We start from the raw sequence: 14,232 nt of genomic DNA, 5'->3' as shown, positions 1-14,232 counted from the left end.
CCCCCGGGGTGTCCGGTGCCCCCGCGGGAGCGACCGGCATCACACCGCGTGCCCGGTGACCTCGACCGTACGGGGCGGTAACTTCGCTTGCGGTCCCGCAACGACGCACCCCTTGGAGTCCCGATGCCCGAAGCCGTCATCGTCTCGACCGCCCGCTCGCCCATCGGACGCGCCTTCAAGGGCTCCCTCAAGGACGTCCGTCCGGACGACCTGACGGCCACGGTCATCCAGGCCGCCCTCGCCAAGGTCCCCGGTCTGGACCCGCGCGAGATCGACGACCTGATGCTCGGCTGCGGCCTCCCCGGCGGCGAGCAGGGCCACAACCTGGGCCGCATCGTCGCCGTGCAGATGGGCATGGACCACCTGCCCGGCTGCACGATCACCCGGTACTGCTCCTCCTCCCTCCAGACCTCCCGCATGGCCCTGCACGCCATCAAGGCGGGCGAGGGCGACGTCTTCATCTCCGCGGGCGTCGAGATGGTGTCCCGGTCCGTGAAGGGCTCCTCGGACGGCCTGCCGGACACGCACAACCCGCTCTTCGCCGACGCGGAGGCCCGTACCGCCGCCGTCGCGCAGAGCGAGGGCGCGACCTGGCACGACCCGCGCGAGGACGGCCTGATCCCCGACGCGTACATCGCGATGGGCCAGACCGCCGAGAACCTGGCCCGCGTGAAGGGCGTGACCCGCCAGGACATGGACGAGTTCGGCGTCCGCTCGCAGAACCTCGCCGAGGCAGCGATCAAGAACGGTTTCTGGGAGCGGGAGATCACCCCCGTCACCACCCCCGACGGCACGGTCGTCTCCACCGACGACGGCCCCCGGGCCGGCGTCACGCTGGAGGGCGTCCAGGGCCTCAAGCCGGTCTTCCGCCCCGACGGCATGATCACGGCCGCCAACTGCTGCCCGCTCAACGACGGCGCCGCCGCGCTGGTCATCATGAGCGACACCAAGGCGCGGGACCTCGGGCTGACGCCGCTGGCCCGGATCGTCTCCACCGGCGTCACCGGCCTCTCCCCCGAGATCATGGGGCTGGGCCCGGTCGAGGCGTCCAGGCAGGCACTGAAGCGGGCCGGTCTGACCGTCGGCGACATCGACCTGTTCGAGATCAACGAGGCCTTCGCGGCGCAGGTCATCCCGTCGTACCGGGACCTGGAGATCCCGCTGGACAGGCTGAACGTCAACGGCGGGGCCATCGCCGTCGGTCACCCGTTCGGGATGACCGGCGCGCGGATCACCGGCACCTTGATCAACAGCCTGCAGTTCCACGACAAGCAGTTCGGCCTGGAGACGATGTGCGTCGGCGGCGGCCAGGGCATGGCCATGGTCATCGAGCGGCTGAGCTGAGCCGGAGCGGAGGGTAGGGGTCGCCCGAGGTACGAGGGCGGCACCTGCCCGCAGCGCAGGCGAAGCGCAGCGCGACCAGGGACGCGAGCGGCTGAGCTGAGCCGGAGCGGAGGGTAGGGGTCGCCCGAGGAACGAGGGCGGCACCTGCCCGCAGCGCAGGCGAAGCGCAGCGTGACCCTGCCATCGGCCCAGCGTCACCGGCCGGTCGGGCGGCGCGGCCGGGCCGGGGGTTCGCCCGTACGGCGGAGCCCTGTTGCCGCAAGGGATTCGGCCGGTTCCCGCGCGGTGTGCCCGGCGCCGGATCCAACCCTGTCGCGGCCGACCTGTGACCGAATCTCCCCCAGGATGTGACCTTTGTCCTGGGGGAGTGGCATATATGCAGGTCAGATGGTGTGCCCGAGGAGGGTCCGGGACGAAAGCCCTGTCCAATTCGTGACGTAATGCACTGCACGCCATTCCCAGGTCAGGACACTCTGATGTAGGAAGTCGGGGGATCGAATCAATCGGGAGTTAGTCAGTGAGCGCCATGTCTCTTGCCCTGCTGCTGACCACGGCCGCTGCCACGGCCGTGGGCGCTGCTGCGCTGCACGCCGTCCACGGTCTGCGCAAGCAGGTCACGGCCCTGCGCGGTGAGCTCGCGGTGCCGGCCCACCCCCGTGGTGTGACCGTGCCGCACGCCCGCGGCGCCGTCGAGTCCCCCGCCGCGGAGATACGAGCCGCCGTGGCCGAGGCCCTCGCCGAGGAGCGCGAGCGCGAGCTCGCCGAGGCGCGCGCCTTCTGGGCCGCGCAGGAGGCCCGCGACGCCGCGGACGCCCCCTCGCTGCTGGGCGGCCTCCCCGGGCTCGGCGAGGACAGCCCGGTCTTCCTGCCCCGGCAGTCCGACATGGTGGGTCTGGAGTCCGCTCTCGGCGACGACGCGCTCGAGGAGTACCCCGCGTACCCGGTGTACCCGGAGGACTCGGCCGAGCTGGCCGCCGCCCGCCGGCGCCACCCCTCGCACCCCGACTTCGTACCGGTCCAGGCCTCGCACCCCGGCGCCGACCACGAGCGCACCGTCAGCCGCCTGGAGGAGCTCGCGGAGGCCCGTACGGCCCTCGCGGACGTCCGGCCGGGGCCCCTGGGCACGCTCGACGTGTACGTCTTCACCGACGGCACCACGCTGTGCATGACCCCGGGCCACCGGGAGACCGCGGAGCGCCTCGCCGAGGCCCTGCGCTCGGGCACCGCGCCGGTCCTGCTGGGCGGCTCGGGCATCTCCGGGGCCTACGCCCTGACCTTCTCCTGCGGTGACTCCGAGGACCCCGACAACAACGTCTACATCCTCGCGGACCGCGTCATCGCATCGCTCTGACCTCCGCCTGCTCCACCAGCCGCACGGCCTCGTCCAGCACCTCGGACGGGGCCGTCGCGCCGTCCCCGGCGCCCGCGCCGAGCCGCAGGGCCTCGGCGAGGTCCAGCCCGGCCACGGCCACCTGGTCCCCCACGGTGAAGATCCCCGCGTCCGGCATCTCCCGTACCTCGGCGGCCCCCTCCAGGCGCTGCGCCCGTACGGAGAGCTCGCGGGCCAGCTCCAGTGCGACGGCGGCGGCCCCCTGCTGGAGGCGGCTCTGCGGCACGGTCCGCAGCCGGTCGGCGAAACGTTCCACGGCGGCGTTCAGGGGTGAGGTATCGAGCACGCGGCCGACCTTACGCGCGCGCCGTGCACCATTGCCAACGGCCGCACTCTCCGGCACGGTGGCGTGACGGGAACAGCACGGCGATACCTCCGGAGGCGCCCATGTCCGTAGAGTTCTCCGAACAGACCCACCGCAACATGATCGACAGAATCCCCCAGACCACCGGTCGTGATCTCTCCGACTGGCTCCGCACCGTCGACGAGGGTCCCTCCCTCGTCCGGTTCGAGGAGAAGGTCAGCTGGCTCCTCGGCGCGCACGAGCTGTCGTACGGCCAGGCCAAGGCGATCATCCACGAGTACGACCTGCGCAGAGCCGCACGCCGGTTCGGCTGAGCTCCTGCATCCGCCCCGGTCCCCCTCCCCCAGGAACGCGGGAAGGCCCCGCGAGCAGTGCTCGCGGGGCCTTCCCCGGTGCCGTGCGGCCCGGAGGCCGCCGGTCCTGCTAGTCGTCGCCCGAGAGGATCGAGAAGAGACGGAGCATCTCCAGGTAGATCCACACCAGGGTCATGGTGAGGCCGAAGGCCGCCAGCCACGCCTCCTCGCGCGGGGCGCCGTACGCCACGCCGTCCTCGACCTGCTTGAAGTCCAGGGCGAGGAAGCAGGCGCCGAGGATGACGCCGATGACGCCGAACAGGATGCCGAGGCCGCCGCTGCGGAAGCCGAGGCCGTCACCGCCGCCGAAGATGGCGAACAGGGAGTTCGCGACCATCAGCAGGACGAAGCCCATGGCCGCGGCCATCACGAAGCCGGTGAAGCGCCGGTTGACCCGGATCCAGCCCATCTTGTAGGCGAGGAGCACGGCGGCGAAGACGCACATCGTGCCCATGACGGCCTGGATGACCACGCCGGCGCCGAGGTAGGTGCTGACCGCCGCGCTGATCACGCCGAGGAAGACGCCCTCGAAGGCCGCGTAGGCCACGATGACCGCCGGGGAGGCCTTCTGCTTGAACGACTGGACCATGGCCAGGACGAACGCGACCAGGGCCGCGCCGATCGCGATGCCGTAGGACGTGCCGAGGTTCGCCGGGTCGACGGGCAGCAGGACCCAGGCGAGCGTCGCCGTCAGGATGACCGTGCCGAGCGTGATGGCCGTACGGCTCACCACGTCGTCGATGGTCATCACATTCGTGCGCGCCGGCGCCTGGGGCATGCCCGTGGCGGGGTCGGTCGCATACGGGTTGGTCGCGTACGGGTTGGTCGCCGTCCCGGCCTGCTGGTGCTGCGCGTCAAAACCCGCGTAGCCACCGGTGTCGCGGCTGAACCCCCGTCGCGAGAAGACCGGGTTACTGCTCCTCATCTCACTCCTCCGTGGCCACCGAGCGCGGCCTTGACTCAAGAGTAATGCGCTCGCAAAGAAAGCACCCTACTGCTGGAGGAGGATCTTAGGAGACGGCAGCGTGAAGCGCAGGGGATATCGAGGCGGGAATATCGCGGCGGGGCCGCGCGGGAGCGGGCGGGGCCTCGCGGGAGCTGCGGAGTGCCCGGAGCCGGACTTGAACCGGCACGGCCCGAGGGCCAGCGAGGTTTAAGCTCGCCGTGTCTGCATTCCACCATCCGGGCAAGGCGCAGCGGCCCCGTGACAAAAACCTTGAACGCTGTGCCGAGCCTATCCGGAAGACGATCGACGCCGACGGGCCGTCTGGGCGATGTTGTCTGATTTTATTGGCGCTTGAGTGGCCGTCAGACGTGAGAACGCACGGTGGGCACCTTTCGGGAGGCCCTCACCCCGCATGCGGGAATGACGGGATTTCGACGGCATCCGCCACCCCCGTCCGCCACCCCTGCGCCACCCCCGGCCACCCCGGTGGCGGAGCGGGCCCGGCCCCTCGTATCCGTCCTGGGGGGAGGGCCCCTGTCATACCAGAGGAGGAGGTCGGGGCCCGCGCGGTCAGACTCCAGTGGGCCTGGGAACGGGCACCTCGGCTGATCCGGAGCGGGTCGGGGCCGGTGAGGATGGGAAGGTCCCGCCGATCCGTAGACCGCAGCCGGTCCGCAGCCCCAGGAGTCGCACCCGTGACCACCACGAACTACGCCCCGCACACCACCCAGGCCGTGGCCGCCCGCGCCACCGGCCTCTCCAAGGTGTACGGCCAGGGCGAGACCCAGGTGGTCGCCCTGGACAACGTCTCCGTCGACTTCGCGCAGGGCCAGTTCACCGCGATCATGGGCCCCTCCGGGTCGGGCAAGTCCACGCTGATGCACTGCGTCGCCGGACTGGACACCTTCTCCGCCGGCTCCGTCCGCATCGGCGAGACCGAGCTGGGCTCCCTCAAGGACAAGCAGCTCACGCAGTTGCGCCGGGACAAGATCGGCTTCATCTTCCAGGCCTTCAACCTGCTGCCGACCCTGACGGCCCTGGAGAACATCACGCTTCCCATGGACATCGCCGGCCGCAAGCCCGACCGGCAGTGGCTGGACGACGTGATCTCCATGGTCGGCCTCTCCGACCGCCTGGGCCACCGCCCCACCGAGCTCTCCGGCGGACAGCAGCAGCGCGTGGCCGTCGCCCGCGCCCTGGCCTCCCGCCCCGAGATCATCTTCGGTGACGAGCCCACCGGGAACCTCGACTCCCGGTCCGGCGCCGAGGTCCTCGGCTTCCTGCGCAACTCGGTGCGCGAGCTGGGCCAGACCGTCGTGATGGTCACCCACGACCCGGTGGCCGCCTCCTACGCCGACCACGTCATCTTCCTCGCCGACGGCCGCATCGTCGACCAGATGCTCAGCCCCACCGCCGACGGCGTACTGGACCGCATGAAGGCCTTCGACGCCAAGGGCCGCACCAGCTGAGGCAGTCGACCCTCCCGCCCGGCCTCCGCTGACCGCAACCGAACCCCTGGACCTTCCCTCATGTTCCGTACCGCCCTGCGCAACGTCCTCGCGCACAAGGCCCGGCTGTTGATGACGGTGCTCGCCGTCACCCTCGGCGTCGCCTTCGTCTCCGGCACCCTCGTCTTCACCGACACCCTCAAGAAGTCCCTCTCCGGCCAGTCCGCCAAGAGCTACGACGGCGTCGCCGTCTCCGTCACCTCCTACGGCCAGGGCCGCGACGACGAAGGCCGTCCCGAGGGCGAGCCGGGCATCAGCCGGCAGACCCTCGACAAGGTCAAGGCACTGGGCGGCGTCGACTCCGTCTCCGGCCGCGTGCAGGGCTTCGCGGGCGTGGGCGACGAGAGCGGCAAGCTGATCGGCTCCGGCTGGTCCAACAAGGGCTCCAACTACGCCCCCGTCAAGGACGGCAAGGACCCGCGCTACGCCTTCACCTCCGGCACCGGTCCGGCCGCGCCCGGCGAGATCGCCCTGGACAAGGCCACCGCGGTCGCCGGCCGCTACGAGGTCGGCGACAAGGTCCGCGTCGCCACCAACGGGCCCGTCAAGGAGTACTCGCTCTCCGGCGTCTTCACCACCGAGGACGGCGCCGTGAGCGCCGGCGGCAGCCTGGTGCTCTTCGACACCGCGGTCGCCCAGGAGCTCTACCTCAAGCCCGGCTTCTTCGAGGAGCTGTCGGTGTCCGCCAAGCCGGGCACCTCCGCCGACAAGCTGCTCGCCGAGATCAAGCCGCTGCTCGACGGCGAGCGCACCAAGGCGCAGACCGGCGCCGCGCTCGCCCAGGAGCAGGCCAAGGGCATCGAGCGGGAACTGGGCGGCATGAGCACCATGCTGCTCGCCTTCGCCGGCATCGCGCTCTTCGTCGGCGTCTTCCTCATCTACAACACCTTCACGATGCTGGTCACCCAGCGCACCCGGGAACTGGCCCTGCTGCGCGCCGTCGGCGCCAACCGCGGCCAGGTCATGCGCTCGGTCCTCGCCGAGGCACTGGTCGTCGGCGCCCTGTCCGCCGCCATCGGGCTGGTCAGCGGCATCGGCCTGGCCGTCGGGATGCGCTCCGCGATCGGCTCCTTCGGCGCCAAGCTGCCGGGCGGCGACCTGGTGATCGCACCGGGCACCGTCGTCGCGGCCCTGGTCATCGGCGTCCTGGTCACCACCCTGGCCGCCATGCTGCCCGCCTGGCGCACCGGCCGGATCGCCCCGGTCGCCGCCATGGGCAGCGCCCACCTGCCGGCCAGCGCGAAGTCCCTGGTCCTGCGCAACGTCCTGGGCTCCGTCATCAGCGTGCTCGGCATCGGCGTGGTCCTGCTCGGCGTGTCCATGGGCGGCGACGGACGCATGGTCATCGGCGCCGGCGCGTTCTTCATGCTCATCGGCATGATCGTGCTGCTGCCGCTGCTCTCCAGGCCGGTCATCGCGGCCGTCCGCCCCGTGCTGCAGAAGCTCTTCGGCGTCCCCGGCAAGCTGGCCGCGCAGAACGCGGTGCGCAACCCGCGCCGCACCGCCGTCACCGCCGCCTCCCTCGCCATCGGCCTGACCCTGGTCACCACCCTGTCGGTGCTCGGCATCACCATGGGCAAGGCCGTGGACCGGATGAGCACCGACAAGCTGAAGGCCGACTACAAGGTCTCCATGTCCGGCGGCATGGGCCTCCTGGACAAGTCGGTCTCCGAGACCCTGGCCGCGTCCCCCGGCATCAAGGACGTCTCCCCGCAGATCGCGGGCTTCCTGAAGATCGGTGACGAGTTCCGCTCCGCCTCGGGCGTCACCCCGGGCGCCATCGGCCGGCTGCTGAACATCGAGGTCGTCGGCGGTTCACTGGACAGCCTCGGCAGGGGCGAGGTGGCGGTCGCGGAGAAGACGGCGAAGGAGCAGGGGCTCGCGGTCGGCTCCACGCTCCAGGTCCAGTACGACGACGGCCAGAAGGGCCCGCTGAAGGTCGGCGCCGTCTACGAGGACATGGAGGGCCTGCTCTCCCCGTACGTCGTCGACGAGAAGATCCTGAACGCGCACTCCGAGGAGCCGTACATCCGCGAGGTCTACGTCAACGTCGACGGCGGCGCCTCGAAGGCCGCCCAGCAGACGGTGGTCGACGCCCTCGGCAAGAACCCGGCGATGACCGTGGCCACCCGGCAGGACATGCGGGACGAGATGGGCGGCATGATCAACACGGCGCTGAACATCATGTACGGCCTGCTCGGCATGGCGCTGATCATCTCGGTGCTCGGCGTGGTCAACACCCTGGCGATGTCCGTCTTCGAGCGGACCCAGGAGATCGGCATGCTGCGGGCGATCGGCCTCGACCGGAGCCGGGTCAAGAACATGATCCGCCTGGAGGCCGTGGTCATCTCGCTCTTCGGCGCGGTCCTCGGTGTCGTCATCGGCGTCTTCCTCGCCTGGGCGGTCGGCACCACGGTCGCCAAGTCCGTCCCCGACTACGCGCTGGTCCTGCCCTTCGACCGGATCGGCGTCTTCCTCCTGCTCGCCGGGGTGGTCGGCGTCCTGGCGGCCATGTGGCCCGCCCGCAGCGCCGCCCGGCTGAACATGCTGACGGCCATCAAGACCGAGTAGCCCGGCAGTTCGGGAACGCGGCACGCGCAAGGGCCCCGGGGCACACGCCCCGGGGCCCTTCCCGGTCGCCGCACAGGTTAAAGATCAAGCTAGTCCGTGCCGGCGCCCCAGGTGCGCAGCCGGAGCGGGAGGCGGGCGTCGCCGCCCGCGGCGTGCTTCACGGCGAGCACCTGGTTGACCCCGAGCCGGCCGTGCTCGAAGCCGAGCGCCGAGGCCGCCATGTACAGCAGCCAGACGCGGGCCCGCCCCGGCGAGGTCAGCCGGACCGCCTCGTCCCAGTGCTCCTCCAGCCGCGCCACCCAGGCCCGCAGGGTCAGCGCGTAGTGCTCGCGCAGGGCCTCCACGTCGCGGACCTCGAAGCCGGCCCGCTCCAGCTCGCCCACGGTGGTGCCGAGCGGGGACAACTCTCCGTCGGGGAAGACGTAGGCGTCGATGAACGCGTTGATCCGGTACGCCTCCTCGTCGGGCTCCGGCCGGCGGGCGATCTGGTGGTTCAGCAGCAGGCCGCCGGGCCGCAGCAGCGCGTGCAGGGTGCGGGCGTAGCCGCGGTAGCGGTCGGCGCCGACGTGCTCGGCCATCCCGATGGAGGAGACGGCGTCGTACGGGCCGTCAGCGACGTCCCGGTAGTCCTGGATCCGGATCTCGACCAGGTCGGCGAGCCCCTCGTCGGCGACCCGCTTGCGGGCGTACGCGGCCTGTTCCCGCGACAGGGTCACGCCGGTGACGCGGGCGCCGTACCCGCGGGCGGCGTGCAGCGCCAGGGAGCCCCAGCCGCAGCCGACGTCGAGGAGGCGGGCGCCGGGGCGCAGCGCGAGCTTGCGGCAGACCAGGTCGAGCTTTTCGTACTGGGCCTCCTCCAGGCTTCCGCCCGGACTCCAGTAGGCGCAGGAGTACACCATGGACGGGCCCAGGACCCGCGCGTAGAAGTCGTTGCCGACGTCGTAGTGGTGGTGGACGGCCTGCCGGTCGCGGTCCTTGGTGTGGCGGGGGCCGCCGCCGCGGCGGCGGGCCTCCTCGGGCGGTCGCGCCGGGGCCGGCCAGGGCCGGGCCAGGGTGGTCAGATCCCGTACGGCGGTCCGCGCCTGCGGATCGCGCAGCAGCGCGGCGCCGGCGGCGGCCCGCGCGAGCCGGCCGAGCGGCCGCGGGCGCGGCCCGGGCGGGTGGGGCGCACCGGTGGCGCGCGCCGGGCGCGGGGGCTCCGCGGGGTCGGACAGGGGCGCGCGCGGGCGCTCCCAGAGCAGGCCGCCGACCCGGGCCAGCAGTTCGAACAGGTCTCCCTCGACCGTCAGTTCGCCCGCCACCCAGGCTCGGGCGAGGCCCATCTCGCCGGGCTTCCAGAGCATCCGGCGCAGTGCCCGGCGGTCGTGGACGACGAGGATCGGGGTCCCGGGCGGGCCCGCCTCGCTGCCGTCCCAGGCGCGGATGCGCACCGGAAGCGGGGTGCCCAGCAGGGTCTCGGCAACAGCGGCCAGCCGCGGCGCGGCGTCGGTCATGGCGCACCTCCACAAAGGTCCGACCACACGATCTACCCATCCGGGGGCGCGGGTAAGCCGACAGGCACGCCGAAGGGGCCGTCCGCACCACGGATGGCGGACGGCCCCTTCGGGTCGCACAGGTCGTACGGGTCGTACAGGTCCTGCGGGGCGTACCGGTGGCGCTCAGGGCCCCGCCGGCGGACGCCGGGTCAGGACGCCTTGGCCTTCTGGGCCGGGGCCGCGGCGGCGACCGGAGCCGGTGCCGGCTTGGCGGCCTCGTAGAACTCCTCGCGCGGGGTCTCCAGCGCACCGAGGGAGACGACCTCGCGCTTGAGGAACATGCCGAGGGTCCAGTCGGCGAAGACGCGGATCTTGCGGTTCCAGGTCGGCATGGCCATGCCGTGGTAGCCACGGTGCATGTACCAGGCGAGCCGGCCCTTGAGCTTGATCTTCATCTTGCCCATGACGATCATCGCGACGCCCTTGTGGAGGCCGAGGCCCGCCACCGCACCCTTGTTGGCGTGCGAGTACTCGGCCTGCGGGAAGCCCCGCATGCCCGAGATGACGTTGTCGCCGAGGACCTTGGCCTGGCGCAGCGCGTGCTGGGCGTTCGGCGGGCACCAGGCGTTCTCGACGCCGGCCTTGCGGGAGGCCACGTCCGGCACCTGGGCGTTGTCGCCCGCGGTCCAGATGTAGTCCGTGCCCTTGACCTGGAGGGTCGGCTCGGCGTCGACGTGGCCGCGCGGTCCGAGCGGCAGGCCGAAGCGGGCCAGCGCCGGGTTCGGCTTCACGCCGGCGGTCCACACGATGGTGCTGGAGTCGACCTCGAGGCCGTTCTTCAGCACCACGTGGCCGTCCACGCAGGAGTCCATGGAGGTGTTGAGGTAGATCTCGATGCCGCGGGACTCGAGGTGCTCCTTGCCCCAGGTGCCGAGCTTGGGCCCGACCTCGGGAAGGATCTTGTCGGCCGCGTCGACCAGGATGAAGCGCATGTCCTCGCGCTTGATGCTGGAGTAGTACTTCGCGGCGTCGCGGGCCATGTCCTCGACCTCGCCTATGGTCTCCGCGCCGGCGAAGCCGCCGCCCACGAAGACGAAGGTGAGGGCCTTGCGGCGGACGTCCGCGTCCGTCGTGGACTCGGCCTTGTCGAGCTGCTCGAGGACGTGGTTGCGCAGGCCGATGCCCTCTTCGACGCCCTTCATGCCGATGCCCTGCTCGGCGAGGCCGGGGATCGGGAAGGTGCGGGAGACGGCGCCGAGCGCGATCACCAGGTAGTCGAAGGGCAGCTCGTACGCCTCGCCGACCAGCGGCGTGACGACGGCGACCTTGCGGTCCTGGTCGATGGTCGTGACCCGGCCGGTGAGGACCTCTGCCTTGGGCAGCACGCGTCGCAGCGGGACGACGACGTGCCGAGGCGAGATGCTGCCTGCGGCCACTTCGGGGAGGAAGGGCTGGTAGGTCATGTACGAGCGCGGGTCGACGACCGTGACGGTCGCCTCGCCGTAGCGCATCTTCTTCATGATGCGCTTGGCTGCGTACAGGCCTACGTACCCACCTCCTACAACGAGGATCCTGGGACGCTCCGTGGTGCTCATGGAACGAGTATCCAGCACCCCCAGGGGTGACGCTCGTGAGCCCCTTCACAAGGGGTGGGGAACCCTCTGCTACACTCCGCCGCCCACGTGACCCAGGTCATGCCGCGCGACGGGAACCAGTGCCCCGCGGGAATCGTTGTTCACCCGTCCTGAACTGGCCCGCAGGCCGTCAACCGGACTGGACCACCGGGCTTCGTCCGATGCTCCGAGGCGGAACCGGCCGGGTCCGCCATTCGTACGAACGAGCGGAGAAGGGGGCCCGCGAGGCCTCTGGAAGCCCCTCGGAGCACTCCAGTTGGACCATCGGGCACCTTTTCCTTGTGAAGAACTTCACGAACTTCGTGTGGATCACAGACCGAAAGACCCCCGAAAGCCTCCCCCGAACCCCCGCGGAGCCCCTGTCGGGTGGCGGACCGCGCCCCTGCGTCCGCCCTTTCCTCTGAAGTCGCCCGCGTACGCGAAGGATTCAAAGGTCGCGCCCCCCGCTCACCTGAGCACCCCGCGCGAGCGGTGGCGAGCGCCGCGAGGTCTGCCGCGGCGACTGACGACACAGGCGGTGTCCCGGTCGGCCGACCGGGACACCGCCTGCGCAGATCCGCCGCGTCAGGACCGCAGCTTGTCGGCCTCGGCCTCTTCCGCCGTCCTGATCGCGATCCCGTCGAGGATGTCGTGCTCCGAGACCACGACCTCCGCGGCCCCGGTGCGCTCCATGATCGCCAGGAGGACCAGTGCGCCCGCGCCGATCACGTCCACCCGGCCCGGGTGCATCACGGGGATCGCCGCGCGCTCGGCGTGCGTGGACGCCAGCATCCGCTCGCTGATCTCGCGGACCCGCTCGTAGGGGATCCGGGAGTGGTGGATCGCCGCCGAGTCGTACTCCGGCAGCCCGAGCGCGATCGCGGCGACCGTGGTCACCGAGCCGGCCAGGCCCACCAGGGTGCGCGCCTCGGCCAGCGGGACGGCCTCGGCGGCCAGGTCCAGCGCCGCCTCGATGTCGGCGCGCATCGCCGCCACCTGCTGCGGCGCGGGCGGGTCGGTGACCCGTCCGTCCGCCACCAGGTGGCGCTCGGTCATCCGGACGCATCCCACGTCCACGGAGCGCGCGGCCCGCACGCCGTCCCCGCCGACCACGAACTCGGTCGAGCCGCCGCCGATGTCCACGACCAGGTACGGCTTCACGAGGTCGTCGCGGCCGGCGAGCTCCTTGGTGGCGCCGGTGAAGGAGAACTCCGCCTCCTGGTCGCCCGTGATCACCTCGGGCTCGACGCCGAGGATGTCCAGGACCCCGCGCACGAAGTCCTCCCGGTTCTCGGCGTCCCGCGAGGCCGAGGTGGCCACGAAGCGCACCCGCTCCGCGCCGTGCTCCTCGATGACCGCCGCGTACTCGCGGCAGGCGGCGAAGGTGCGCTCCAGCGCCTCCGGGGCCAGCCGGCCCGTACGGTCCACGTCCTGACCGAGGCGGACGACGGTCATCCGCCGGTCCAGCTCGACCAGCTCGCCGGTGGCCGGGTGGTGGTCCGCGACGAGCAGGCGGATGGAGTTCGTACCGCAGTCGACGGCGGCGACCCGGGTCACGCCGGCTCCCCGGCCTGCTTCTCCCCGCACGGGACGACGCAGGCGCCCTTGGCCCACCACTCGGGAAGCATGGCGAGGGCCTCGTCGCCGAACGGGTTCACTCCCGGACCGGCGGCCAGGGAGTGCCCGACCAGCACGTGCAGGCACTTGACCCGGTCCGGCATGCCGCCGGCGCTCGGGAAGCCCTGGAGCACCTCGACGGCGTCGCGGCGGCGGATGTAGTCCTCGTGCGCGGCCTGGTAGGCGGCGGCGAGTTCCGGGTCCTCGGCGAGCCGGGCCTGCATCTCCTTCATCACGCCGTTGGCCTCCAGCGTGCCGATCGCGGAGGCCGCGCGCGGGCAGGTCAGGTAGTACAGCGTCGGGAAGGGCGTGCCGTCGGGGAGCCGCGGAGCGGTCTCCACCACGTCCGGCTGGCCGCAGGGGCAGCGGTGCGCGATGGCGCGCAGCCCGCGCGGCGGGCGGCCGAGCTGCTGCTCGAACGCCTCGATGTCCGCGTCGGTCGGCTCGGTCCGGTCGGTCTGGGGCGGGGGCGTCTGCATGCCTGGAGGAAGTCTCTTCGTTCGCGGTTCGATGACGGGTGGTGCTGGTGCCGGGCCGGTGCCGGGTGGTGCCGGCGCCGGTCAGTCGCCGGGGCGGTCGGCCTTGTCGACGCCGTCCCAGACGTTGGAGTACCAGGGCCGGTCGGAGCCGCCCTGGCCGGTCCGGGGCCGCTCGGGGCCCTGCGATCCGGGGTCGTGCATGATGTAGCCGATCTCGCCGGGGCGCAGGAAGTGCAGGTGCTTGCGCGCCTGCTGCTCGGCGTACGCGTCGTCCTGCCAGCGGGCCTTCTCGTCGCGGAGCCGCTCCAGGCGGGTCCGCGCGGAGGCGGCGGCCTTCTGCTGCTCCGCGATCTCCGAGCGCTGGGACACGTACTGGCGCATGGGATACGCGAGGGCCACGACCAGCGTACAGAGGACCAGCACGAGCAGCGCGGCCCGCCCGGTGAGCCGGCTGCGGCGGACCTGCCGGCGCGACTGCGAGCGGTAGACGTGCGCCGCGGTCCGTTCACCGAGCTGCTTGAGCCTGGTCGCGGTGGAGAAGGTGGAGAACCGATCCCGGTTCCCGGCCATTGATCCCGCCTCCCCTGTGTACGCACTACGCACTACGTCCCCGCACACGGTACGGGACCGAG

The 14,232-nt window shown here is 71.8% G+C and carries 12 protein-coding genes and 1 tRNA gene; 5 read left to right on the top strand and 8 right to left on the bottom strand.

The features are described 5' to 3' along the window. Positions 1-123 precede the first annotated feature (123 nt). Positions 124-1,344, top strand: coding sequence for an acetyl-CoA C-acetyltransferase (locus tag ACFWU6_RS22995; protein WP_383982813.1), 1,221 nt, complete (start codon positions 124-126; stop codon positions 1,342-1,344). Positions 1,345-1,870: 526 nt separating this feature from the next. Further along, on the top strand, positions 1,871-2,695 hold the full coding sequence (locus ACFWU6_RS22990; protein ID WP_383812754.1) for a hypothetical protein: 825 nt from the start codon (positions 1,871-1,873) through the stop codon (positions 2,693-2,695). Here ACFWU6_RS22990 and ACFWU6_RS22985 read toward each other — a convergent pair. Continuing rightward, complete coding sequence (locus tag ACFWU6_RS22985) at positions 2,679-3,020, bottom strand: hypothetical protein (RefSeq protein WP_383812751.1); 342 nt, start codon at positions 3,018-3,020, stop codon at positions 2,679-2,681. The genes ACFWU6_RS22990 and ACFWU6_RS22985 overlap by 17 nt on opposite strands. Before the next feature lie 101 nt (positions 3,021-3,121). Between ACFWU6_RS22985 and ACFWU6_RS22980 the strand changes: the two genes are divergently transcribed. Beyond that, on the top strand, positions 3,122-3,352 hold the full coding sequence (locus ACFWU6_RS22980) for a DUF4287 domain-containing protein (RefSeq protein WP_383812749.1): 231 nt from the start codon (positions 3,122-3,124) through the stop codon (positions 3,350-3,352). A gap of 109 nt (positions 3,353-3,461) precedes the next feature. On the opposite strand, the gene ACFWU6_RS22975 is transcribed toward ACFWU6_RS22980, so the two are convergent. Both ACFWU6_RS22975 and ACFWU6_RS22970 read right to left on the bottom strand, forming a co-directional pair. Beyond that, positions 3,462-4,316, bottom strand: a complete 855-nt coding sequence (locus ACFWU6_RS22975; RefSeq protein WP_383812747.1) for a Bax inhibitor-1/YccA family protein — start codon at positions 4,314-4,316, stop codon at positions 3,462-3,464. A gap of 181 nt (positions 4,317-4,497) precedes the next feature. Then, positions 4,498-4,579: transfer RNA gene (locus ACFWU6_RS22970), tRNA-Leu, on the bottom strand. A 453-nt stretch (positions 4,580-5,032) separates the two neighbouring features. On the opposite strand from ACFWU6_RS22970, the gene ACFWU6_RS22965 reads away from it, so the two are divergent. Both ACFWU6_RS22965 and ACFWU6_RS22960 read left to right on the top strand, forming a co-directional pair. Then, positions 5,033-5,806, top strand: coding sequence for an ABC transporter ATP-binding protein (locus ACFWU6_RS22965; RefSeq protein ID WP_383982811.1), 774 nt, complete (start codon positions 5,033-5,035; stop codon positions 5,804-5,806). A 60-nt stretch (positions 5,807-5,866) separates the two neighbouring features. After that, a complete protein-coding gene (locus ACFWU6_RS22960) occupies positions 5,867-8,416 on the top strand; it encodes an ABC transporter permease (protein WP_383982809.1) in 2,550 nt (849 codons plus the stop codon). Between the two features lie 89 nt (positions 8,417-8,505). Here ACFWU6_RS22960 and ACFWU6_RS22955 read toward each other — a convergent pair whose 3' ends face one another. The 5 genes from ACFWU6_RS22955 to ACFWU6_RS22935 all read right to left on the bottom strand — a co-directional run bounded on the left by ACFWU6_RS22955 (position 8,506) and on the right by ACFWU6_RS22935 (position 14,170). After that, positions 8,506-9,909: a class I SAM-dependent methyltransferase gene (locus ACFWU6_RS22955; RefSeq protein ID WP_383982807.1), complete on the bottom strand. Its 1,404-nt coding sequence runs from the start codon at positions 9,907-9,909 to the stop codon at positions 8,506-8,508. A gap of 191 nt (positions 9,910-10,100) precedes the next feature. Then, positions 10,101-11,486 (bottom strand): NAD(P)/FAD-dependent oxidoreductase, encoded by a 1,386-nt coding sequence (locus tag ACFWU6_RS22950; protein WP_383806126.1) that lies wholly within the window; start codon positions 11,484-11,486, stop codon positions 10,101-10,103. Between the two features lie 603 nt (positions 11,487-12,089). Beyond that, positions 12,090-13,061 (bottom strand): exopolyphosphatase, encoded by a 972-nt coding sequence (locus tag ACFWU6_RS22945; protein WP_383982805.1) that lies wholly within the window; start codon positions 13,059-13,061, stop codon positions 12,090-12,092. Then, on the bottom strand, positions 13,058-13,600 hold the full coding sequence (locus ACFWU6_RS22940; RefSeq protein WP_383806122.1) for a DUF501 domain-containing protein: 543 nt from the start codon (positions 13,598-13,600) through the stop codon (positions 13,058-13,060). The genes ACFWU6_RS22945 and ACFWU6_RS22940 overlap by 4 nt, the downstream gene beginning before the upstream one ends. 81 nt (positions 13,601-13,681) lie before the next feature. Beyond that, positions 13,682-14,170: a septum formation initiator family protein gene (locus tag ACFWU6_RS22935; protein WP_383806120.1), complete on the bottom strand. Its 489-nt coding sequence runs from the start codon at positions 14,168-14,170 to the stop codon at positions 13,682-13,684. Between the last annotated feature and the right edge of the window lie 62 nt (positions 14,171-14,232).

This window comes from Streptomyces sp. NPDC058674, from assembly GCF_042716505.1.
Taxonomy (GTDB): domain Bacteria; phylum Actinomycetota; class Actinomycetes; order Streptomycetales; family Streptomycetaceae; genus Streptomyces.
Note: the sequence above shows the minus strand (reverse complement) of the source record. Positions and strands in the feature narration are given on the sequence as shown.

Coding starts and splice junctions, on each gene's coding strand:
- ACFWU6_RS22955 (WP_383982807.1), bottom strand. CDS start 9,909: ATGACCGACGCCGCGCCGCGGCTGGCCGCTGTTGCCGAGACCCTGCTG.
- ACFWU6_RS22940 (WP_383806122.1), bottom strand. CDS start 13,600: ATGCAGACGCCCCCGCCCCAGACCGACCGGACCGAGCCGACCGACGCG.
- ACFWU6_RS22975 (WP_383812747.1), bottom strand. CDS start 4,316: ATGAGGAGCAGTAACCCGGTCTTCTCGCGACGGGGGTTCAGCCGCGAC.
- ACFWU6_RS22980 (WP_383812749.1), top strand. CDS start 3,122: ATGTCCGTAGAGTTCTCCGAACAGACCCACCGCAACATGATCGACAGA.
- ACFWU6_RS22950 (WP_383806126.1), bottom strand. CDS start 11,486: ATGAGCACCACGGAGCGTCCCAGGATCCTCGTTGTAGGAGGTGGGTAC.
- ACFWU6_RS22990 (WP_383812754.1), top strand. CDS start 1,871: ATGTCTCTTGCCCTGCTGCTGACCACGGCCGCTGCCACGGCCGTGGGC.
- ACFWU6_RS22935 (WP_383806120.1), bottom strand. CDS start 14,170: ATGGCCGGGAACCGGGATCGGTTCTCCACCTTCTCCACCGCGACCAGG.
- ACFWU6_RS22960 (WP_383982809.1), top strand. CDS start 5,867: ATGTTCCGTACCGCCCTGCGCAACGTCCTCGCGCACAAGGCCCGGCTG.
- ACFWU6_RS22995 (WP_383982813.1), top strand. CDS start 124: ATGCCCGAAGCCGTCATCGTCTCGACCGCCCGCTCGCCCATCGGACGC.